Here is a 22,230-nt window from a genome sequence, read left to right on the forward strand (position 1 = left end):
GGCGCGCCCGGCAGCGTGCGTCGACGCACCAAGCAAGGCAGACAGCGCACCGCCTTAAGGCGGTCGCGTTTCCCGCACTTCCATCCGTGCCACCTTTCATGGTCGCCGGATGGTTTCCTGTCATGAACTTTTAGTTCTCAAAGGGAAACTTGGCATGATCGTTGCATGGCTATGTCGAGGCGTGTTCCGAGCCTTCATTCGGCGGCCGTCGGCGGGTACAGGATGATCGACAGGAACTGGATGGGCATCTTGATGAGCTTCTCCGGACCGTGCGGAACATCGCCCTGGAACGTGAGGGTATCGCCCGGATGCAGGACATAGGTCTGCTGGCCGTGCCGGTATTCAATCACTCCTTTCAGCATGTGGATGAACTCGGTGCCGGGATGTTCGAAGATCGGAAATCGTTCAGCCTCGTCATCCATCGTGATGAGGAATGGTTCGAAGATTTTTCTCGGGCCTTGGTCATAGGCAAGCAGGTGGTAGGTATGGCCGCGTTTCGTTCCCTTACGGACCACTTCCATGCCGGCCCCTTTTTTGACGAACTGGGCACCACCGTCGGGGACGTCGTAATTGCGAAACAGGGCCGACATTGACACGCCGAGGGCCTGGGCGATCCGGTTGAGAACATCGAGTCCGGTCGACGTCTGGGCATTTTCGATCTTCGACAGCATGCCGCGGCTGATGCCGGCCTGTTCGCAAACCTGGGCAATGGTCAAGCCATGGCGCTGGCGAAGTTCGCGGATGGTCGCGCCAAGGTAATGCTCAAGCGGATTCTTGCGGTCATCCTCGGTTTGCATTGCACGCCTCATGAGAAAACGGCAGGTTAGCAGATCAGTTGGGGTAGGTACGCGTCATATGTTTCATGGTAGGAATTATTGTTGCATATCAATAAATTTCTGCACATACTACGAACTTGCTTGGCAGAGCGCCGGGACGGGTGATTTTCGAGCGGGTCGTAGTCGGGCCATGCAAAAGAGGCATGGCTTTTTCAACCAACGATAGACGATGCAAGGAGTCACGATGAACCTGAACGATGGCGGCAACGCGCCGGTCGCGGAGCTTGGCACCGAGCTTGGCAAGACCCCGTGCTTTGAATCCGCGCAGGATGCGCAAAGCTGGCTCGTGCAACAAGGCGTGAAATACGTGCTGGCGCAGTTCGTCGATATTCACGGCGTGGCCAAGGCCAAGTCGGTGCCGGTCGCGCACCTCAACAGCATCCTCACCGCGGGTGCCGGGTTCGCGGGTTTTGCAATCTGGGGCGTTGGCATCGAGCCGAACGGGCCCGATTTCATGGCCGTGGGCGATCTCTCGACCCTCACCACCGTGCCCTGGCAAAGCGGTACGGCGCGCATTGTCTGCGAGGGTCATGTCAAGGGCGAACCCTGGGCCTACGATGCGCGCGTGACGTTGAAAAAGCAGATAGCGCGGCTGGCGGAGCGCAAATGGACCTTGTTTACAGGGCTTGAACCAGAGTTCTCGTTGCTCAGGCGTTCGGCGGCGGGTGTTATCGAGCCGTGCGATGCCAGCGATACGCTCGCCAAACCCTGCTACGACTACAAGGGTTTGTCGCGTACGCGCGCGTTCCTGGAAAAGCTCACCGAGTCCATGCGCGCGGCGGGTATCGATGTCTATCAGATCGATCACGAGGACGCGAACGGCCAGTTCGAAATCAACTATACGTACACGAATTGCCTGACCTCCTGCGATCACTACGTGTTCTTCAAGATGGCGGCCTCCGAAATCGCGAACGAGATGGGGCTGATCTGCTCGTTCATGCCCAAGCCGTTCGCGAACCGGCCGGGCAACGGCATGCACATGCACATGTCCATCGGCGATGGCGTGAGCAATCTTTTCTCAGACAAAAGCGATCCGTCGGGCATGGGCTTGTCGAAGCTTGCGTATCACTTCACGGCGGGTTTGCTCGCCCATGCACCGGCGCTCACCGCGCTATGCAACCCGACGGTGAACTCATACAAGCGGCTGGTCGTTGGCCGTTCGCTGACTGGCGCAACCTGGGCGCCCGCGTATATCAGCTACGGCGACAACAATCGCTCGACCATGGTGCGCATGCCGGGCGAGCGCATTGAACTGCGCCTGCCCGATGGCGCGTGCAATCCGTATCTGGCGACGGCCGCGGTGATCGCGGCGGGTCTCGACGGGGTCGAGCGCGAGTTGTCGCCCGGTGCCCCGGCCAATGAAAACCTCTACGAGTGGTCGCCGGCCAAGCTGAAGGAACATGGTATCGGCGTGTTGCCGCAGAACCTTGAGCACGCGCTGGATGCACTCGAAAGCGACCGCCTGATCTGCGACGCGCTCGGTCCTGTCGCCGATGAATTCCTCAAGCTCAAGCGGATGGAATGGCTCGAATACATGCGGCATGTATCGGATTGGGAAATGAAGAATTATCTGGAATTTTTCTGAGGAGAAGCACGATGTGCGGAATCGTAGGTTTGCTGGTGAAAACACCGGCACTGCGCGAGCAGCTTGGGGCCTTGATGGTGCCCATGCTGATTGGCATGACCGAGCGCGGCCCGGACTCGGCAGGCCTGGCGGTGTTCAGCCAGCCGCTGGATGCGGCCAGGCGAAAACTCAGCCTGTATTCGGGGTTCACCCCGGAGGGTGATCGGTTCGACTGGAGCGGGCTGACGGCTGCATTGAACGGCGCGATGAATGTGGACGCGCAGGTGGACGCGCAAGGCAATCACGCGATCCTGACCCTGCAGGGTGATCCGGAAGCCGTGAAGACGTGGCTGCGCTCAGCGTTTCCGTTGGTGTACCTGCTTTCCACGGGACGTTCCATCGATTTGTACAAGGACATCGGCACGCCGGCACAGGTGGCAGCACGTTACGACTTCGCGAATCTGAAGGGCTCGCATCTCGTGGGTCATACACGCATGGCCACGGAGTCGGCGGTCACGCCCGATCGCGCGCATCCGTTCACGGCTGGCGAGGATTTCTGCCTGGTGCATAACGGCTCGCTATCGAACCCCTATGGCGTACGCCGCATGCTCGAACCGCAAGGCATTCACTTCGATACCGACAACGACACCGAAGCCGCCTGCCGTTTTCTTGAATGGCGGCTGCGCGAAGGGGATGAATTGCCGGTAGCGCTGCAAAAGGGCTTCGAGGAACTGGACGGTTTCTACACCTTCCTGATGGGGACATCGACGGAACTGGCGTTGATTCGCGATCCGTTTGCCTGCAAGCCAGCGGTCGTGGCCGAGACCGATGACTATGTCGCGATCGCATCAGAATTCCGGTCCCTGGCGCATTTGCCCGATATCAAGCATGCCAAAGTGTTTGAGCCTGCACCCGAGGAGATGTATGTATGGAAAGCGTGATCTTTGACCTGGAGAAAGCGTCGGTCCGCGAGGTCAACCAGTTTCTTCATGGTGCGCCCGAGACGCTCGAAGGGCGGCAGGTGACGGTCGTGTCGCCGAACGGCGCCCACAATTTAGCGGTTGGCGTGGATGCCCCCGTGCAGGTGTTGATCGACGGACACGCGGGTTACTACGCAGGCGGTATGAACAAACACGCGACGATCATCGTGGACGGTAGCGCGGGCACGGGCGTCGCGGAAAACATGATGAGCGGCAAGGTTCACGTGAAGGGTTTTGCGTCGAATGGCGCGGGGGCATCGGCGCATGGCGGGCTGCTCGTGATTGACGGCGACGCGGGCTTGCGTTGTGGGATCTCGCTTAAAGGTGGCGACATTGTGGTCGGCGGGTCGGTTGGCAGCTTCTCGGCGTTCATGGCGCAGGCGGGCCGCATGGTGATCTGCGGCGACGCGGGCGATGCGCTTGGCGACTCCCTCTACGAAGCGGTGCTTTACGTACGCGGCTCGGTGAAGTCGCTCGGCGCGGACGCGCAGTACGAAGAGATGACCGACGCCGATGTCTCGGCCGTTCGCGATCTGCTGAAAGCTGCGGGACTGAATCACGATCCGATGTCGTTCAAGCGCATTGCTTCGGCGCGCACCCTCTACCACTGGAACGCCGACGCGAACCAGGAATATTGACATTTCCGTTCTTCTGAGAAGGTCCCCATGGAAGCTAAACCGGTTCATTTTGCCCGGCTGCAGCAAGAAGAGTCAGCAGGTTATGACCGCAGCACGATCGACTATATCCATACGGCGGCACAGCGCGGCCTGTACGAAATTCGTGGCCTTGGCGCCAAGCGCCGGGTGCCGCATTTCGACGACCTGCTGTTTCTCGGCGCATCGCTTTCGCGTTATCCGCTTGAGGGCTATCGCGAGAAATGCGTGACAAGGACCGTGCTCGGTACACGCTTCGCGAAGAAGCCCATCGTGCTGGATATCCCGATCACGATTGCAGGAATGAGTTTCGGCGCGCTTTCGGCGAACGTGAAAGAAGCGCTCGGGCAAGCCGCGACCGCAGCAGGAACTTCGACCACGACCGGCGATGGCGGCATGACGCAGGAAGAGCGCCGCTCGTCCAAGACGCTGGTTTATCAGTGCCTGCCGTCGCGCTATGGTTGGAATCCCGACGACGTGCGCCGCGCCGATGCAATAGAAGTGGTAATCGGGCAGGGTGCGAAGCCGGGCGGCGGCGGCATGTTGCTTGGGCAGAAGGTCAACCCGCGCGTGGCTGCCATGCGCACGCTCCCTGCGGGTATCGACCAGCGTTCGGCGAGCCGTCATCCCGACTGGACCGGTCCCGACGACCTCTTGATCAAGATCCAGGAACTGCGCGAGATCACGGATTGGGAAAAGCCAATCTACGTGAAGGTGGGTGCCACGCGCACCTTCAACGACGTGAAGCTTGCCGTCCATGCCGGCGCCGATGTGGTCGTGGTCGATGGCATGCAGGGCGGCACGGCCGCGACCCAGACATGTTTTATCGAGAACGTCGGCATTCCGACGCTGGCGGCTGTCCGTCAGGCGGTGGACGCGCTTGAGGACCTGAACATGAAGGGGCAAGTGCAGTTGATCGTGTCGGGCGGGATTCGCACCGGTGCGGACATTGCGAAGGCCCTGGCGATGGGTGCGGATGCCGTGGCGATCGGGCAAGGCATGTTGATGGCGCTAGGTTGCAACAGCGATACGTATTTCCAGCATGGCGGTCTGCATTCGGCCGCGGCGGATTATGCGGCGCTGGGTACATCGGCGGGTTTTTGCCATCATTGTCATACCGGCAAATGCCCGGTCGGTGTCACGACCCAGGATGCGTTGCTTGAACAGCGCGTGCAGCCGGAAGAAGGCTCGCGCCGGGTACGCAATTACCTGAAGACGCTGAACATGGAACTGACGACGATCGCACGGGCTTGCGGCAAGCAGAATGTCCATCATCTGGAACCTGAGGATCTGGTGGCGCTGACGGTCGAAGCCGCGGCCATGGCGCGGGTGCCGTTAGCCGGTACGTCGTGGATTCCGGGGTTGACCTAAATAAAAAATCAGTCGAGGCACGAAGGATCTTGAATAGCCGTTATCAGCAGTTCAAGAAACGCGGCCACAGCCTTGGGTAGCGTACGCCCGGCCATGGTCTGAACCTGAAGTGTCCGCTGATGCAACTCCGGGTTGCTGATAGGCACAGCCGCCAGATTGTCCGGCTTGAGGCGGCTGCGAACCGTCAGGTACCCGACCAGCGTGACCGCCTTCGTCTGCTGCACGAAGGTCTGCAGTGCGCTGCCATAGTTACTCACGAACACGGGCTCGAAGGTCAGGCCTTCAAGGCTGCAGGCGATATCGAATAATTGTCTGACGGTTACGCCCTCGTCATAGATCGCTAGCGGCCACAGTTTCAGGTCGGCAAGCGAGACGGATTGCCGTTGCGCCAACGGATGGTCTTGTGCGACCAGCGCAAAGATCGGCGCGCGCTGCGCGTAATGCACGTTGACGTCCTTTTCCGGTGCGACGCTGAAACACACGGCAATGTCGGCGGTGCCGTCACGCACTCGCTGCGTGGCTTGTGTCGGCGCGTCCACATCGAGTTGAAAATGCGCCGCCGGCCAGGTCTTCAGGAAGTGCACGAACACCTGCGGCAGGAAATCCCGGGCAACCCCTTCGGAACTCGATACACGGATCGTGGCGCGATGATCCGTCGTCAGGCCGCGAATCTCCTCGGTCACGCGATCCTGCTCCATCAGGCTGCGATGCGCATGCGCGGCCAGGAGGCGTCCCGCTTCACTCAGCACCATGCCTCGCGGCCGCCGCTCGAACAACGGCACGCCCATCTCGTCCTCCAGCTTTGCAATCTGCCGGCTAAGTGCCGATACGGCGACGAACAGCCGCTCGGACGCTCGGCTTAGCGACCCGCTTCGGGCGACCTCAAGGAAATAACGTAGCGCAGTGGTTTGCATGACGCATGCCTCGTGGGAGCTTTGCCTTTTCGGCAACGGAATCTGCCAAATATTGTCATTGTCCATAAATATCGGCGGTATCAAGATCGCGTCATCGATTTCCCGGATTAGAAGACCCAACGCCTTTGGCGTGCTTCATCGGAGATAAAGAAGTGACACGCGAGTCCGCTATTCAAGCTGCAGCCGATCTCTACGATTCCGGCATTTTTCTCGAAGACTTGCGTCGCCGCGTGGCGATGCGCACCGAAAGCCAGGAGCCGGAAAGCGGCCCGTTGCTAAGTGCGTATCTCGACGAAGAGATCGCGCCAGCGCTGGCCGAACTCGGTTTCACGTCCCGGTTGGTCGACAATCCCGCGAAGGGCGCGGGGCCGTTCCTGATTGCTCATCGTCACGAAAGCGATGACTTGCCGACGATCCTGACCTATGGGCATGGCGACGTGGTACGGGGCTACGACGCGCAATGGCGCGATGGCATGTCGCCGTGGCAAGTCACTGTCGCCGGCGATCACTGGTACGGCCGCGGCACCGCCGACAACAAAGGCCAGCACAGCATCAACCTGGCCGCGCTCAAGGCCGTGCTGGACGCACGGGACGGGCGGCTCGGCTTCAACGTGAAGCTGTTGGTTGAAACCGGTGAAGAGGTGGGCTCGCCCGGCCTGCATGCCGTGTGCGAGCTGCTTCGCGACGAATTGAGCGCCGACGTATTGATTGCCTCCGATGGCCCGCGTCTGGGCGCCGCGCACCCGACGATCTTCCTCGGTTCACGCGGCTTGGTGAATTTCAAGCTTGATGTGAACCTGCGCGAAGGTGGCCATCATTCGGGCAACTGGGGTGGTTTGTTGCGCAATCCCGGCGTGGTGCTGGCCAGCGCGATTGCGTCGATGGTCGATGCCAACGGGCGCATCCTCGTTGAAGGTCTCAGACCGCCGGAGGTGCCGCAAGCGGTGCGGCGCGCGCTGGAGGGCATTACCGTCGGCGGCAATCCGGGCGAGCCGGAAGTCGACACAGGTTACGGCGAACCCGGCCTCACGCCGGCTGAACGCGTATTCGGCTGGAACAACATGGAGGTGCTGGCGTTCCGGACCGGCAATCCCGAGAAGCCGGTCAATGCAATCCCGCCGCACGCGTTCGCGTACATGCAGATCCGCTTCGTGGTCGGAACGGACTGGAAAAACCTCGAGCAGATCGTGCGTCGCCATCTGGATGAACGGGGCTTCGAGAGGGTCAGCATCGAGGTGGATCGGGGCTCGCCCGCCACGCGCGTGGACCCCGACAACGCCTGGGTGAAATGGGCCGAGCGCTCGCTCAAGCAGACCACGGGGCGGGCACCCGTGCTCCTGCCAAACGTGGGCGGCACGCTGCCCAACGACGCTTTCGCGGAGGTCCTCGGCATGCCCACGCTATGGGTGCCGCATTCGTATCCTGGCTGCTCGCAGCATGCACCCGACGAGCATTTGCTTGGTCCGGTCGTGCGTGAGGGGTTGTGCATCATGGCGGGTCTGTTCTGGGATCTGGGTGAACCTGACCACGCCGCCTTTGTGCCGAGGTCTGCCCGATGAGCACCGACGCCACCACCGTCTTGCCTGAAGCACGAAGACACGCCAGCATCTACAAGCTGATTGCCGCAACATCCATAGGCAATGCGCTCGAGTTCTACGATCTCGTGGTCTATGGTTATTTCGCGTCGACGTTATCGAAACTGTTCTTTCCGACCACCGATAAAACGGTGTCGTTGTTGCTGACGCTCGGTACTTTTGCTCTCTCGTATCTTGCGCGGCCGGTGGGTGCATTCGTGCTGGGGTCGTACAGCGACCGCAAGGGCCGCAAGGCGTCGTTGACACTCTCCATCGCCATGATGACGCTCGGGACCGGCATGGTCGCGCTGATGCCCGGCTACGCGGCCATTGGCGTGCTGGCGCCCATCGGCATCTTTGCATCGCGGCTCTTGCAGGGATTCTCGGCGGGCGGTGAGTTCGGCAGTTCCACGGCTTTCCTCACCGAGCATGCGCCCGCGCGCAGCGGCTTCATGGCGAGTTGGCAGTTCGCGAGCCAGGGCGCGAGCGTACTGGTTGCATCGGCGTTCGGCGCGGTGCTGACGAGCACGCTTACGCCGGCGCAACTCGAAGGCTGGGGCTGGCGCATCCCGTTCCTGTTCGGCCTCTTGATCGGGCCGGTGGGTTGGTATATCCGCCGGCATGTCGATGAAACCCCCGCGTTCGAACGCACCGAACGGTCCGCTTCGCCCATTCGCGAAGTGATGGCGACGCAGAAGGAACGAGTGCTGGTGTGCATCGGTTCGCTGGTGCTGACGACTACGGCAAACTATATGCTGCTCTACATGCCGACGTATGCGAGCAGGCAGTTGGGGCTTGCACCGTCGTATGGATTTATCGCGACGCTGGCGGCGGGTTTTATCGTCATGGTGCTGACGCCGATGGTCGGCCATTGGTCCGACAAAGTGGGGCGCACCCGCATCATGCTTGGCGCAGGATCGGCGTTTTTCGTGACCATCTACCCGGCGTTCATGTTCATGAACGCGCATCCCTCGCTGCTTACGTTACTGGCCGCGGTTGTTTGGGTCGCGGTACTCAAGGCCATCTATTTCGCGCCCATTCCCGCGTTGATGTCGGACCTGTTTCCCGTCCGTACGCGGACTACCGGCATGGCGGTGGGCTATAACGTGGGCACCACGGTGTTCGGCGGTTTCACGCCGCTTGCGGTGGCTTCGCTGATCGCGGTCACGGGCAATAATCTGGCGCCCGGCCTTTATCTGATGCTCGCGGCCATCATCAGTCTCTTCACGCTGCTGTGGGCGCGAACGCGCCTGAAAGTGCATTAAACCGTTGGATGAACTACTGGACATGACCGACATGAAGGATTTGCAGCAAGCCGTACAGTTCTCGATAGATCATGAAAGCCTCTGGGACCGCAATGTGGATGGCGCCTGGGGCGTGCATGTGAACGACCCGCCGCCGTGGAACCGGCTGCTGGGTCCCGTGCACGATCGCGGTCCGGTTTCCGGTGCGATTTCCATCGATGGCAAAGTGCTCACAACTTGGGGCGAACCTGATCGCGCCGACCTGACGTTCAGCATCGCCAAGACTTATCTGGCCTTGCTGGCCGGCGTGGCGTTTGATCGCGGCTTGCTGCCGGATGTGAGCGAGCCGGTGCATAGACGCGTACCGGGTATCGGTTTCGATGATGAGCACAATGCCCGCATTACGTGGGCGCATCTGCTTCAGCAGACGAGTGAATGGCGAGGCGAGTATTTTGGACTGACGGATCAGGCGGACCATTTTCGCGCGGTCACGTTCGGACGCGCGCCCGATGGCAAGAAGGGCGACCTGCGGCAGGTGCAGGCACCTGGAACGTACTGGGAATACAACGACGTCCGCATCAACCAGTTCTCACTGGCGCTGCTGCATTTGTTCGGACGGCCGTTGCCCGAGGTGTTCCGCGAGACGATCATGCGGCCGCTTGGCGCGAGTGAAGACTGGCAATGGGTGGGATATGACAATGCCTGGATTGAACTCAACGGGCGGCGCATGCAGTCGGTTCCGGGTGGCACGCACTGGGGCGGCGGGCTATCGATCAGCGCGAATGATCAGCTCAAGGTGGCGCGTCTTTTTGTCGATGACGGGATAGTCGATGGGCACCGGATCATCTCGAGTGAATGGCTCGCGCGCATGAAAACGCCTTGTGCGCTTGCGCCGTACTACGGTTATCTGGTCTGGCTCAATCACGAACGCCGCGTGTTTCCGAGCGTGCCGGCGTCGAGCTACTTCGCAATTGGCGCGGGTAGTTCGTTTACGTGGATTGAACCGGAGCGAAAGATGGCGGTGGTGGTCCGCTGGCTGAATTCCGCTCACGCCGATGAGTTTTTCGGGCTAGTGTTGAAAGCGGTGGATGGGGTAGTGGGACGGTGAGCGCGAGAGGTGAGTGAGCCACGGGCGAACGTGGCGACGCGGTCCGGCTCGCCGTGCTCACTTAATAACTGGACCTGCCGGGGGGGTATAACTCAGGCGATGGCCTTCTGCTCCCCAACAGCCTGCTCGCGCATGCGACGGGCTTCGTCGCGCAGGAACTGCTGGTAATCGTCCAGATCGCCGTCGAAGGGCTCGACGCCGCCCTTGGTGACGAGCCAGAACTCGTCACATACCGCGCGCAGCAGGGACCGGTCGTGACTGACCAGCAACACTGTGCCTTCGAATTCGTTGAGCGCCATGCCTAGCGCTTCGCGTGTGGCCAGGTCGAGGTGGTTGGTCGGCTCGTCGAGCAGCAGCAGGTTGGGACGCTGCCACACGATCATGCACAACACGAGCCGCGCCTTTTCGCCGCCGCTCATCGTGCCGACCTTCTGATGGACCATGTCACCACTGAAGTTGAAGGTGCCGAGGAAGGTGCGAAGCGATTGTTCGGTGCCACTCTGGCCGGGACCACGCATGTTCGCCGGCGTGTCCTTGGCAAGGCGGATCATGTGTTCCAACGGCGTGTCGAGAGGACGCAGCACGTCAAGTTCCTGCTGGGCGAAGTAGCCGATATTCAGACCCTTGCCTTCGCTGATTTCGCCGGCAATTGGCGCCAGCTCGTGCGCGATCGTCTTCACCAGCGTGGACTTGCCTTGGCCGTTGGCACCGAGAATGCCAATGCGCTGCCCGGCCAGCACGGATCGGTTGATGCCCCGCACGATGACCGTGGGCGGCGTGCCTGTTGGCGCCTCGTCCGGCGCCGGGTAGCCGAAGCTCGCGTCCAGCATCGACAACAGCGGGTTCGGGACGTTGAGCGGTTCCTTGAACTCGAAGGTAAAGTCTGCGTCGGCAAGCACCGGTGCGATTCTCTCCATGCGCTCGAGTGCCTTGACCCGGCTCTGCGCCTGCTTCGCCTTCGAGGCCGTGGCCTTGAATCGGTCGATGAATTTCTGCAGGTGGGCGATCTTGTCCGCCTGCTTGGCCATCGATGCCTGCTGCAACAGCATCTGCTCAGCGCGCATGTCTTCGAACTTGCTGTAGTTGCCGCCGTAACGCACAAGCTTGGCGTTGTCGACGTGCACCGTCACCTGCGTCACCGCGTCGAGGAATTCGCGATCGTGGCTGATCACGACCATGGTTCCCTGATAGCGCTTGAGCCACGCTTCCAGCCAGACCAGCGCGTCGAGGTCGAGGTGATTGGTTGGTTCGTCGAGCAACAGCAAGTCGGACGGACACATGAGCGCGCGCGCCAGTTGCAGTCGCATGCGCCAGCCGCCGGAGAAACTGTTGACCGGCTGGCTAAGCTGCTCAGCACTGAAGCCAAGGCCCTGGATCAGCGCTTCGGCGCGTGCGGGGGCGTCGTGTGCACCAGCGTCGTGCAGCTCCATGTAGGCGTGCGCCATGCGCATGCCATCGTCGCCGGCCTCAGCGGCCGCTACTTCGGCCTGCGCGGCCAGCAGCACCGTGTCACCGTCGACTACGAAATCGGTCGCGCTCTGCTCGGTCTCCGGCATGTCCTGCGCGACCTGGCCCATCTTCCATGCAGCGGGAATCGAGAACTCGCCGCCATCTTCGTGCAGCGTGCCGTTGAGAAGGCCGAAGAAGGACGACTTGCCGGCGCCATTGCGGCCGACAAGGCCAATCTTTTCGCCGGGGGTGAAGGTGACGGATGCGCTGTCGAGTACGACATTGACGCCGCGGCGCAGCGTGACATTACGGACGGAAATCATAAGGAGCTACTTCGAAGAGGATACGCATGATAGCCGACCGGACGTACAGGGCTGTCTCTTTTCTGGCCGCACGAGTGAAGAGCCGCTTGCGCTTTGCGGCGGCCACCGGCCACAAAGCGAGGCGGGTACTGGCGCACCGGGCATTCCGGCTGCGGGGCCAGCGAACAGACGGTGCGTGACGGCTGCTGGCCGAACCCGGTCTGCCCCTGATTGAGCGGAGTCGGTCGCCGTTCATCGGCCGCACAGTTTGCGATTCAATCGGCGTCAGACGTTGATAAGGGAAACACCCGCACGTTCGAGAATATGTTGATTGCGCGTCGACAGGTTCGCGAATCGCAAACGCCTTCCTGCCTTTTGATAGCGGTCCTTCAGCGTTTCGAAAGCAACTACCGCAGAGTGGTCAGCCACGTGCAAATGCTGGCAATCAACTATGACTTCTTCCGCATCGGTTTGAGGATGGAAAAGGTCCTGGAAATTTGCGGTAGATGCGAAGAACAATGTGCCGTGCAAGACATATGTCCGCGCACCATCATTGCTGTTTTTCAGCTCGGCGCGTATTTCGCGTGCATGCTGCCAGGCGAAGTTCAACGCGGCTATGACGATCCCGCACAATACGGCAATTGCCAGATCGGTGAAAACGGTAATGACCGTCACGGCGATGATCACGAGCGCATCGTTGCGGGGAACCTTACCCAGCACCCGAAGCGATCCCCATGCAAAGGTCTGTTGTGCGACAACGAACATCACCCCGACCAGTGCGGCCAAGGGGATCCGTTCGATGAGCGGAGATAAGAAGAGAATGAACAGAAGGATCATGATGCCGCTCGTCGCTCCTGACAGGCGGCTGCGTCCTCCCGAACTCAGGTTAATCATGGTTTGACCGATCATCGCGCAACCGCCCATGCCGCCGAACAGGCCCGAAACGACATTTGAAACGCCGAGTGCGAGGCACTCGCGATTTGGCCGCCCACTGGTCTCGGTGATCTCATCGGTGAGATTGAAAGTGAGCAGCGTTTCCAGCAAACCCACTATCGCCATGAGCAGCGCGTAGGGAAAGACAATCCGGAAAGTCTCGAAGTCGACCGGTATTTGCGGCAGATGAAAGCTCGGGACGGCGCCTGCAATATGGGCCATGTCGCCTAATGCTCGCGTGGGCAAATGCATGATCTGACTGAGCAACCCGACGCTTACGATGGCGACCAGAGCCGGCGGTACGGCCCTGGTGATTCGGGGTAGGAGATAGACGATCAACATCGTCAGTGCAACCAATGCACACATGACCACCAACGATGTCCCTTGCAGCCATACCTGACCTTGAGGAGTCGCGCGCTTGAAATGTTCCAGTTGCGCCATGGCGATGATAATGGCCAAGCCGTTCACAAATCCGATCATCACCGGATGCGGCACCATTCGAATCAGCTTGCCCAGACGCAATAGCCCGAAAAGCATCATCAGCGCGCCGCTCAGGACGACGGTGGCTAGGAGGTATTGGACGCCGTGCTCTACGACAAGCGCGACGATAACGACAGCCATCGAGCCAGCGGCGCCCGAGATCATTCCAGGCCGGCCACCAAAGATGGCGGTCAGTGTACAAATGATGAAAGCGCCGTAAAGCCCCATAAGAGGATTCACTTGCGCGACCAACGCAAAGGCAATGCATTCGGGGACGAGGGCAAACGACGAGGTGAGGCCCGCAAGCACGTTACCCGGGAGGTTCGATGTCCACTGCGCTCGGAGTGATTGAATCTTCATCAATTGTGTTCGCAGTCAGATAAAAAATACACTGCGCCTGTGAACGGCGCGAAGTGCTGAATGTGGCGCTGGAAGCCCTCGGGCTCAAAGTGCGACAAGATGACAGCGCCACGCTTCAAAGGCGTAGCGTCGATAAAAGTCGAAAGATAAAGCGTGTTGTTCGAATATCGAACAAGCGAGCGCACCTGTGCCCGGGAACCCCCAAGTGGAAAGCCGTTATGAACGGTCAGGAGGTTCTCGGAAAGCTACATGGGTACGTTTTATGAAATGAAGTCGATGTAGACCCGTATGGGCGAATTCTCGCGCGGACCATCCAATAAGTTTACCGTAGTCCACGCGATCGCGTGAATGTCATCGAAAATGTGGATGGACTCCGAGTCTGCATGTCCGTTAGCGACAGCGACGTCGCCCGAAGGCATCGCGTTTGCGAAGTCGAATCCGACGTTACGCGATGCCGTGCCTGGCACTGAATAAATTCATCGCGAACGGGACCTATGCGGCGATTGTCGCCAAATGGGATCTGCAATCGAGCGCGGTCAGGCAGGTGACGCTGAACGCAGTCCCGGCACGGTGATCACATGCCTTCGACCAGGATGCATCGATAATCCGAACCCACGAACCGGTGCATCGACGCATCCTGGTACACCGGGTCCTGGTACCACGCGCGGGCGGCATCGAATGAGGGGAATTCGAGGATCAAAACGCCTTCCGCGTCTGGACCTTCGAGCACTTCATGACGGCCGTTGTAAGCGCGAAACGTCACGGGATGATTCGCGAAGACGGCTTGCGCTTTTTCTTTGTAACGCACCAACTGATCGGCGTCGCGTGTTTTCTCGCGGATGAAAATGACGTAGGCGGGCATAGGGTCCCAGGGGAAATCGTTGGCGGCGCGGGATGGCCGGGTGAAGTCATGGTACGTTTAGCTCCTGTCAGATACTGTCAGGAGACAGGGTGTCCCGAACCGCTCGTTTATTGACCTTGCTGGAGAGGCTTCGCGCGAAGCGTGTGCCGGTGACTGCGTCCGAACTCGCGTCGGACCTGGCCGTGTCCGAGCGCACGCTGTATCGCGATATCGCGACGCTGATTGAACAGGGCGCGCCGATACATGGCGAAGCCGGCATAGGGTACGTGCTCAGACCGGGGTTGTTCCTGCCGCCGCTGATGTTGAGCGAAGACGAGATCGACGCCGTGGTGCTGGGCCTGCGGTATGTGGACCAGCGCGGCGATGATGTTTTGCGTAAGGCCGCCGCTCAGGCGCTGGCCAAGATTGATGCCGTATTGAACGCGTCGGGCAAGGATGCAATGCGCGCCCCGACTGTTTTGTCCGGTCCTCCGGTGCCGGACTTTCCCGTCAATGCCGTGCCGCTCACTCGCCTGCGCGCGGCCATTCGTGGCCAGTGCAAACTGCGGATCGCTTATCTGGATGGGCAGGGCGAGCCGTCGGATCGTATCGTCTGGCCCGTCGCGCTGGGCTTCCTCGACAATGTCCGAATTCTTGGCGCATGGTGCGAAAAGCGCCAGGATTTCCGTAGTTTTCGCACGGACAGGATCACGTCAGCCGATGAAACCGGCGAGCAGTATCCAGGGGCAAGGGCGGTGCTGTTGAGCCGGTACCGGACGCATCTGGCGAAGTCGACGCCTTGGTAGTCACGCTGTAATTCGCTTAAGCGTGGTCATTGTGCAGACCTTCGACTACCTATCCCTCGCGATGATCGCTCGCACCACTTCATCCGCGCTTTGTGCAACCTGCACGCAAGTTACGGCCGGTGTTTAACAATCCTCTTAATTTGCAAATGCGGAGCCGGTTCACGCGTGTTATTTTTCTGGAAAACGCATTCCATAACCCTACCTCCAGGAGAACACCGATGACCGCCTTAGCCGCCGTTGCCGCCATACTTGCCGCGCTATTAATGGGCGCAATGAGCCCGGGTCCGAGCTTCGTGCTGGTCGCGCGCAACGCGATCGGCTTATCTCGCACGGACGGACTGGCGACCGCACTCGGCATGGGCGTGGGCGGCGTTTTCTTCAGCGGCATTGCACTCGCCGGGCTTTATACGCTCCTGTCGGCGGTTGAATGGCTGTATGTCGGCTTGAAGGTTGCCGGGGGACTCTACCTGATCTATATCGCCTCGAAGATCTGGCGTGGGGCGTCCAGTCCGTTGGTCGTGGACGATGGGCGTGGCATGCAGAACCATGATCCGCGTAAATCATTCTGGATCGGTCTCACTACGCAACTCAGCAACCCGAAGACCGCGATCTGGTACGGCAGTATCTTCGCAGCCTTGTTGCCGCAACATCCGCCGCTCTGGTGTTATCTCATCCTGCCTCCCATGATCTTCGCTATAGAAGCAGGGTGGTACACCGTCGTCGCCTTGTGTTTCTCCAGCCGCCGTCCGCGCGAGCTTTACTTGCGCGCCAAAAAATGGATCGATCATTTTGCTGCGGGCGCAATTACTGCGCTAGGCCTCCGATTGATTTTCACCGCGCATAAAGCGGGCATCTGACGGCTATGCAGCAACAGCTGCTGGCGGGCTCTCGTTAAGCGGGCCGAGTCTGGATGATCAGCCGCTGGAGACGAATAGCGATATCAGCGAGACCTGAGCTAAGTCGGCTCGGCGGTATAGACAGATCGACGGCTGTGGTTTATTACCGGTCCGTTGCTACCAAGCGCTATCAAAAGCTATCAAAAAATCGCGGATAACACCAATATAATTGACCTGTAAGCTGGATTCTCCGCAGGTTTTCACCGTTATCCAGCAATACCTCCGCCTGCTGAAAAAAGCATCTTCTCTCATCCGGACCCTAAAAAAACGCTTGTATATACCGATTTTGTTGTCCTAGACTCGAGGCTATTCTCTTGTATAGACAAGACGAAAGCCAAAGCCAAAAGGACGACCGATGATCAAGCTCACCCCCGGCAAACTGACACTGCCCCAACTTCGCCGCATCGCGCGGGAACGCGTCCAGTTGACACTGGATCCGGCAAGTCACGCTGCCATCGACGCATGCGCGAAAGCGGTGGAAGACATCGCTGCGAAGGGTCTGCCGGCCTACGGGATCAACACGGGTTTCGGGCGGTTGGCGAACACCCACATTCCCGCCGATCAGCTTGCACTGCTGCAACGCAATCTCGTGTTGTCGCATGCCGTAGGTGTGGGTGAACCAATGGCGCCGCCTGTCGTTCGCCTGCTGATGGCGCTCAAACTGTCGAGCCTTGGACGCGGTCACTCGGGGATCAGGCGTGTTGTGATGGACGCCATGATCACGTTATTCAATGCGGATATCCTGCCGGTTATTCCGGTGAAAGGTTCTGTCGGCGCATCGGGCGACCTCGCACCGCTCGCGCATATGTCGGGCGTTTTGCTGGGTATTGGCGAGGTGTTTATCGAGGGCAAGCAGGCTCCTGCACTCGATGGACTGAAAGCCGCCGGTCTTGAACCGCTCACTCTGCAGGCTAAGGAAGGGCTCGCGCTGCTTAACGGCACGCAGGCTTCCACGGCGCTCGCGTTGTACAACATGTTCGCGATCGAAGACCTGTACCGCACGGGGCTGGTGTCGGGCGCGTTAGCGGTCGATGCCGCTGAAGGTTCGGTGAAACCCTTCGATGCACGCATTCATTCACTGCGCGGTCACGCCGGACAGATCGATGCGGCGGCGGCGTATCGTGTGTTGCTCGAAGGCTCCGGTATCAACATTTCACATGCGGATTGCGACAAGGTGCAAGACCCGTATAGCCTGCGTTGCCAGCCTCAAGTCATGGGCGCGTGCCTCGACCAGTTGCGCCATGCAGCCGATGTATTGTTGATCGAAGCGAATGCTGTATCGGACAATCCGCTGATCTTCCCGGACACTGGTGAAGTACTGTCGGGCGGCAATTTCCACGCGGAACCCGTTGCGTTCGCCGCCGATAACCTCGCCATTGCCGCTGCGGAAATTGGTGCGTTGGCGGAGCGCCGGATCGCGTTGCTGATCGATGCGACGCTCTCCGGTTTGCCGCCGTTTCTCGTGCGCGATGGCGGCGTGAATTCGGGTTTTATGATCGCGCATGTGACGGCGGCGGCGCTGGCGTCGGAGAACAAGACCTACGCGCATCCGGCATCGGTTGACTCATTGCCGACATCGGCAAATCAGGAAGATCACGTCTCCATGGCGACGTTTGCCGCCCGCAAGCTTGGATATATTGCGGAGAACGTGGCGCATATCCTCGCCATCGAGTTGCTCGCGGCGGCGCAAGGCGTGGATCTGCGCGCGCCGCATCAAACCAGCCCGCGCCTGCAGCCGGTCATGAAATCGATTCGTTCGGAGGTCGAACATTATGCGCTCGATCACTACTTTGCACCGGACATAGTGGCCGTGGCGAAGCAGGTAACGAGCGGAACGATTGCCGCATTCTGCCCGCTGCATTTTGCATCGGAAGGGGTGGCTTGAACTTAAAAGCTTAAGCGCGTGCGACGGCAGCGGCGATCAACTCTGCCGCTGCATGTTGTCGGCGCTGAACCTGCACCCCAGCCGATACCGCGTGCCCGGATGCACGAAGCGCGCGAACGTCACCGCTATGTTGTTCGCCCAGGTCCGCCGCACGAGTGTGAGGCACGGCTGGTCCGGACCGATCTCAAGCAGTTTCGCATCTGCGCGTGAGGGCAGCACTGCGTCAACCACGTGCTCGACCTCGTGCGCCGGCACGGTATTGAACAGATACTCCGAGGGCCGTACCGTCGCGAAATCCTGTTCGAGAAAAAGCGGCGCGACGTCTGGGTTCACGTACCGATCTTCAAGTTGAACCGGCACGCCGTTCTCGCGATGCACGCACACCACATGAAATACCGACGCGCCCGGCGCGAGTCCGAGTGCCGCCGATACATCACTGGCCGCCGCCTCGCGTGCGGCGTGCACGATCGTATAACCGTACTCGTGTCCGCGAGCGCGAATTTCATCGCCTATGTGCGCGATCATCAGCAGCGTCGACTGCGGTTTTTCTTCCGCTATAAACGTCCCCACGCCTGAGAAGCGCGTCAGCACGCCTTGCTCCGTGAGTTCGCGCAACGCGCGGTTGATCGTCATGCGCGACACGCCCAGCTCGCCGACCAGCGTCATCTCCGACGGAATCCGGTCGCCGGGCCGCCATTCGCCGGAGAGGATGCGCGTGCGGATATGTTCCTTCACACGCTCGTAGCGCGCGAGCGGTGCGGTGGCGGATGCCGGATTTGAAAGGCTGGTTGTATTCATGTCTCGCTCAGGTATGGCTCAGTTTTATATGGCTCAGTTTTCGCTCAGGTTTCGCTCAGGTTTCGTTATATCCCGCTGGTTCGGTACTCACGTGAACCGCACTCGCCGATGGTTCTTCACGTCGCGCCCAGAACGCGTTCCGGTCGAGATAGTTCTGCAGAAACTGTTTAAGCCTCGGTTGCCGCGCGTTGTGAAACACGTCCTCGGGCGATCCTTGCGCCTCGATTTTGCCATGATCGATGAAGACGACGGTATCGGCGACCTGCGCGGCGAAGCCCATTTCATGCGTGACGATCACCATCGTCATACCGTCGTTCGCGAGGTTCTTCATCACTTGCAGCACTTCGCCGACCAGCTCGGGATCAAGTGCGGAGGTGGGTTCGTCGAACAGCATGATGTGCGGCTCCATTGCCAGCGCGCGGGCAATCGCCACACGTTGCTGCTGCCCGCCGGAGAGCCGTGCCGGATGATTGTCCGCGCGGTCGGCGAGACCGACCTTGTCGAGCATGGCCAGTGCCCGCTTGCGAGCCTCGGCCTTGGGCAGCTTGCGTACGCGCACCAGCGCCTCGGCCACGTTTTCAACGGCCGTCATATGAGGCCATAGGTTGAACTGCTGGAACACCATGCCCACGTTGCGCCGCACGCGGTTGATCTCGGCTTGCGGCGCCCGCACGCGCTGGCCGTTTCGATCGGTGACATAACCGATCAATTCGCCTTCGATATAGATCTCGCCTTCGCTGTATTCCTCGAGGAACGCAAGCGAACGCAGCAGGGTGCTTTTCCCCGAACCCGACGGTCCGATGATGCAGGTCACCTCCGACTTGCGCACGGCGAGCGAGACGTCGTCGAGCACTTTCAGTGCACCGAAATGCTTGCCGACATGCCGTGCATCGACAAGATATTCGGCGGGCGGTAGCGTGTTGCCAGAATTCGGTTTCTTCATGACGGTTTCTTCATGATTCAGCGCTCAGTTTGATGGGGGCCAACGCGCGTTCACCGCGTAAGGAAGCGGCCTACGCGGATCTCGACCCACTGTCCGGCTCGCGACGCCACTTCCACGAGCACGAGATAACACACGCACAGTGCGAGCAAGGTTTCGACGAACGCAAACCGTTCCGAGCCGATACCGGTCAGCACGAATGTCAGCTCCGGCACGGTGACGACCGACAGCACCGCGGTTTCCTTGCTCAGCACAATGATCAGGTTGGTCAGCGCCGGCACGATGATGACCAGCATCTGCGGCAACTGTACGCGCATGATGACTTGCAGCCGCGTAAAACCCAGGCATTCGGCGGCTTCTATGTGACCGCGCGGCACCGACGTAAAACCGGAGCGGAATGCTTCCGCGAAATACGCACTGCCATAAAGTCCGAGTCCGACAATACCGGCTGTCAGCGGTTCAAGCGAAAGCCCAAGCGAAGGCCCGCCGTAATACAGCACGAAAAGCTGCACGAGAAACGGCGTTCCCCGGAACACCTCTATGTAAGCACGCAAGAATCCGCGCACCCATTTGCCGCAGAAGATCTGCAGCAAGGCGATGGCGAAACCGATCGCCATGCCGATCATCACGCCGCCAATCCACACGGCGATGGTCGTCGCGAACCCTTCGGCGAGGGCGGGAAGGGAGTCGGTCAGGACCGCGGAATCGAATTGAATGGCCATGTGCTTATGCCCGTTCCATGCGGCGTTCTGCGCGATGTCCGGCCAGCGACAACGTCCCGTTGATGACCAGGTACACCAGCCCGGCGGCAACATACGCCTCCAGCGGCCGGTACGTGCTTGCGGCAATGTTCTGCGCGGTGCGCGTGATATCGGCGACACCTACGACTGAAATCAGCGACGACGATTTCACCAGCATGACCATCTCATTGACGAGCGAGGGCATTGTCGTGCGCAGCGCCTGAGGCACCTGGATACGCAGCACGGCATGCAGCCGCGATAAACCGAGCAACTGCGCCGCTTCGAGTTGCCCATGCGGAATGCCGATGAATCCCCCCCGCAGGATCTCGGCGAGATAAGCGGCTTCGCACAGCGACACGGCGGCAGCGGCGGCCACGAGCGGCGGCACGTTGATGCCGATGAAGGGCAGGAAATAGTAGGTCAGCAGAAGCTGCACGAGCAGCGGCACGCCGCGGAAAAAGCCGACATACGCGCCGCCCAGCTTCGAGACGAAGCGGTTCTTCGAGAGCCGGGCGCTGCACACGGCGATAGCGACAACGAAGCCGACCACCAGCCCGACGAGCGAAATCAGGACCGTGGCTTGCGCGGCCTTGATCAGATAGGGAAGGGCATCGAGCAACGCGTGAAGGCTGAACATGGGCTGTCCGGCAAGGAGCAAGGCGCTAAAGCGCCTTGCAGGGCATCAATGGATTGCTGATTCAGCAATTCAATAATTAGGCGAAGGCATGGTGGTGGGCGTGTCCATGACTACGCCGAACCACTTCTCCTGCAGCGCCGCAAGACGGCCATCACCGTGCATCTTGACGATCGCCTGATTGATCGCGTCGAGAAGCGGCTTGCTGTCCGCGTCCTTGCGGCCGAGATAAGCGAAATACACCTTCGTGCCGAACGGAGGTTGAACGACCGCGAAGGTGTCCGGACGCTGACGCGCCACATAAGCGATGTTCGGCAGCGAATTACCCACGGCGACAATCCGGCCGGCGGCGAGGTCCGCATAGGCCTGGTTGTTGTCGATGTATTCACGCACGCTCGTCTTGCCCGGCAGCGTGGCAACGTACTGCTTCAACTGATCGAGCTGCGCCGAACCCTTGCCGCCGCCGACTGCCTTGCCGGCGACGTCTGCGTTCGTCTTGATGCTGGTGTCGCTGGCGCGTTTGAGCAACGCAACCGTGCCGTCGGCAATCGGCAGGGTGAACTCATAACGCTCCATGCGCGCCTTGGTGATCGTCACCGGGCCGCTGACAATATCGAATTTGCCGGCTTCGAGGCCCGGCAGCACGCTTGGCCACGGCAGGTCGATGGAGCGTACTTTCACACCCAGTTCCTTCGACAACTCGGCGAAGAAGTCCTTATTAAAGCCTTGTTGCTGACCGTTTTCCAGGAAGTCGAACGGTGCGAACTGCATTTCGGTTCCGACTACCAGTTCGCCGGCCTTCTTGACCTTCGCCAACTGGTCTTCCGCATGCGCCGAAACCGCTGTCGCGACCAGTGCGGCCACGAGCAGACGACCCTTCCACTTCGAGAAAAAATTCATTGTTGAACTCCCCTGATTAAAA

20 protein-coding genes are annotated in these 22,230 nt (G+C 60.2%); 10 read left to right on the forward strand and 10 right to left on the reverse strand.

Features of this window, described 5'->3' with window-relative positions; all coding sequences use genetic code 11:
- Positions 1-194 precede the first annotated feature (194 nt).
- On the reverse strand, positions 195-797 hold the full coding sequence (locus tag HB376_RS21300; protein ID WP_213765653.1) for an XRE family transcriptional regulator: 603 nt from the start codon (positions 795-797) through the stop codon (positions 195-197).
- A 223-nt stretch (positions 798-1,020) separates the two neighbouring features.
- On the opposite strand from HB376_RS21300, the gene glnT reads away from it, so the two are divergent.
- From glnT to HB376_RS21320, 4 genes are read left to right on the forward strand one after another with little or no spacing between them, the layout of a single operon-like run.
- Positions 1,021-2,421: a type III glutamate--ammonia ligase gene (gene glnT, locus HB376_RS21305; protein WP_213765654.1), complete on the forward strand. Its 1,401-nt coding sequence runs from the start codon at positions 1,021-1,023 to the stop codon at positions 2,419-2,421.
- Between the two features lie 11 nt (positions 2,422-2,432).
- Positions 2,433-3,341 carry a class II glutamine amidotransferase gene (locus HB376_RS21310; RefSeq protein WP_213765655.1) on the forward strand — a complete coding sequence of 303 codons (909 nt, stop codon included), beginning with the start codon at positions 2,433-2,435 and terminating at the stop codon, positions 3,339-3,341.
- Positions 3,329-4,018, forward strand: a complete 690-nt coding sequence (locus HB376_RS21315; RefSeq protein WP_213765656.1) for a protein glxC — start codon at positions 3,329-3,331, stop codon at positions 4,016-4,018. Before HB376_RS21310 ends, HB376_RS21315 begins: the two co-directional genes overlap by 13 nt.
- 27 nt (positions 4,019-4,045) lie before the next feature.
- Positions 4,046-5,404, forward strand: coding sequence for an FMN-binding glutamate synthase family protein (locus tag HB376_RS21320; protein WP_213765657.1), 1,359 nt, complete (start codon positions 4,046-4,048; stop codon positions 5,402-5,404).
- An 8-nt stretch (positions 5,405-5,412) separates the two neighbouring features.
- Here HB376_RS21320 and HB376_RS21325 read toward each other — a convergent pair whose 3' ends face one another.
- On the reverse strand, positions 5,413-6,318 hold the full coding sequence (locus tag HB376_RS21325; protein WP_213765658.1) for a LysR family transcriptional regulator: 906 nt from the start codon (positions 6,316-6,318) through the stop codon (positions 5,413-5,415).
- Positions 6,319-6,470: 152 nt separating this feature from the next.
- On the opposite strand from HB376_RS21325, the gene HB376_RS21330 reads away from it, so the two are divergent.
- The 3 genes from HB376_RS21330 to HB376_RS21340 are packed head-to-tail and all read left to right on the forward strand — an operon-like array spanning position 6,471 to position 10,244.
- Entirely contained in the window at positions 6,471-7,877 is a 1,407-nt protein-coding gene (locus HB376_RS21330) for a M20/M25/M40 family metallo-hydrolase (RefSeq protein ID WP_213765659.1), read from the forward strand.
- A complete protein-coding gene (locus HB376_RS21335) occupies positions 7,874-9,157 on the forward strand; it encodes an MFS transporter (RefSeq protein WP_213765660.1) in 1,284 nt (427 codons plus the stop codon). The genes HB376_RS21330 and HB376_RS21335 overlap by 4 nt, the downstream gene beginning before the upstream one ends.
- A gap of 31 nt (positions 9,158-9,188) precedes the next feature.
- Positions 9,189-10,244, forward strand: coding sequence for a serine hydrolase (locus HB376_RS21340; protein WP_213765761.1), 1,056 nt, complete (start codon positions 9,189-9,191; stop codon positions 10,242-10,244).
- A gap of 92 nt (positions 10,245-10,336) precedes the next feature.
- Here HB376_RS21340 and HB376_RS21345 read toward each other — a convergent pair whose 3' ends face one another.
- From HB376_RS21345 to HB376_RS21355, 3 genes are all read right to left on the reverse strand, one after another.
- Positions 10,337-12,016 (reverse strand): ATP-binding cassette domain-containing protein, encoded by a 1,680-nt coding sequence (locus tag HB376_RS21345; protein ID WP_213765661.1) that lies wholly within the window; start codon positions 12,014-12,016, stop codon positions 10,337-10,339.
- 264 nt (positions 12,017-12,280) lie between these two features.
- Positions 12,281-13,768: a SulP family inorganic anion transporter gene (locus tag HB376_RS21350; protein ID WP_213765762.1), complete on the reverse strand. Its 1,488-nt coding sequence runs from the start codon at positions 13,766-13,768 to the stop codon at positions 12,281-12,283.
- A gap of 574 nt (positions 13,769-14,342) precedes the next feature.
- Complete coding sequence (locus tag HB376_RS21355) at positions 14,343-14,630, reverse strand: DUF1330 domain-containing protein (protein ID WP_213765662.1); 288 nt, start codon at positions 14,628-14,630, stop codon at positions 14,343-14,345.
- A gap of 89 nt (positions 14,631-14,719) precedes the next feature.
- Between HB376_RS21355 and HB376_RS21360 the strand changes: the two genes are divergently transcribed.
- From HB376_RS21360 to hutH, 3 genes are all read left to right on the forward strand, one after another.
- Entirely contained in the window at positions 14,720-15,415 is a 696-nt protein-coding gene (locus tag HB376_RS21360; RefSeq protein ID WP_213765663.1) for an HTH domain-containing protein, read from the forward strand.
- A gap of 218 nt (positions 15,416-15,633) precedes the next feature.
- A complete protein-coding gene (locus tag HB376_RS21365; protein ID WP_213765664.1) occupies positions 15,634-16,272 on the forward strand; it encodes a LysE family translocator in 639 nt (212 codons plus the stop codon).
- Positions 16,273-16,666: 394 nt separating this feature from the next.
- Positions 16,667-18,196, forward strand: coding sequence for a histidine ammonia-lyase (gene hutH, locus HB376_RS21370; protein WP_213765665.1), 1,530 nt, complete (start codon positions 16,667-16,669; stop codon positions 18,194-18,196).
- Between the two features lie 36 nt (positions 18,197-18,232).
- Here the strand turns inward: hutH and hutC are convergent, their stop codons facing one another.
- The 5 genes from hutC to HB376_RS21395 all read right to left on the reverse strand — a co-directional run bounded on the left by hutC (position 18,233) and on the right by HB376_RS21395 (position 22,208).
- A complete protein-coding gene (gene hutC / locus HB376_RS21375; protein WP_213765666.1) occupies positions 18,233-18,994 on the reverse strand; it encodes a histidine utilization repressor in 762 nt (253 codons plus the stop codon).
- A 55-nt stretch (positions 18,995-19,049) separates the two neighbouring features.
- Positions 19,050-19,937 carry an amino acid ABC transporter ATP-binding protein gene (locus HB376_RS21380; RefSeq protein WP_213765667.1) on the reverse strand — a complete coding sequence of 296 codons (888 nt, stop codon included), beginning with the start codon at positions 19,935-19,937 and terminating at the stop codon, positions 19,050-19,052.
- Positions 19,938-19,987: 50 nt separating this feature from the next.
- Entirely contained in the window at positions 19,988-20,656 is a 669-nt protein-coding gene (locus tag HB376_RS21385; protein WP_213765668.1) for an amino acid ABC transporter permease, read from the reverse strand.
- Between the two features lie 4 nt (positions 20,657-20,660).
- Positions 20,661-21,311 (reverse strand): amino acid ABC transporter permease, encoded by a 651-nt coding sequence (locus tag HB376_RS21390; protein WP_213765669.1) that lies wholly within the window; start codon positions 21,309-21,311, stop codon positions 20,661-20,663.
- Between the two features lie 69 nt (positions 21,312-21,380).
- Positions 21,381-22,208, reverse strand: a complete 828-nt coding sequence (locus tag HB376_RS21395; RefSeq protein ID WP_213765670.1) for a transporter substrate-binding domain-containing protein — start codon at positions 22,206-22,208, stop codon at positions 21,381-21,383.
- Positions 22,209-22,230: the final 22 nt, after the last annotated feature.

Source organism: Caballeronia sp. dw_19 (genome assembly GCF_018449515.1).
Classification (GTDB): domain Bacteria; phylum Pseudomonadota; class Gammaproteobacteria; order Burkholderiales; family Burkholderiaceae; genus Caballeronia.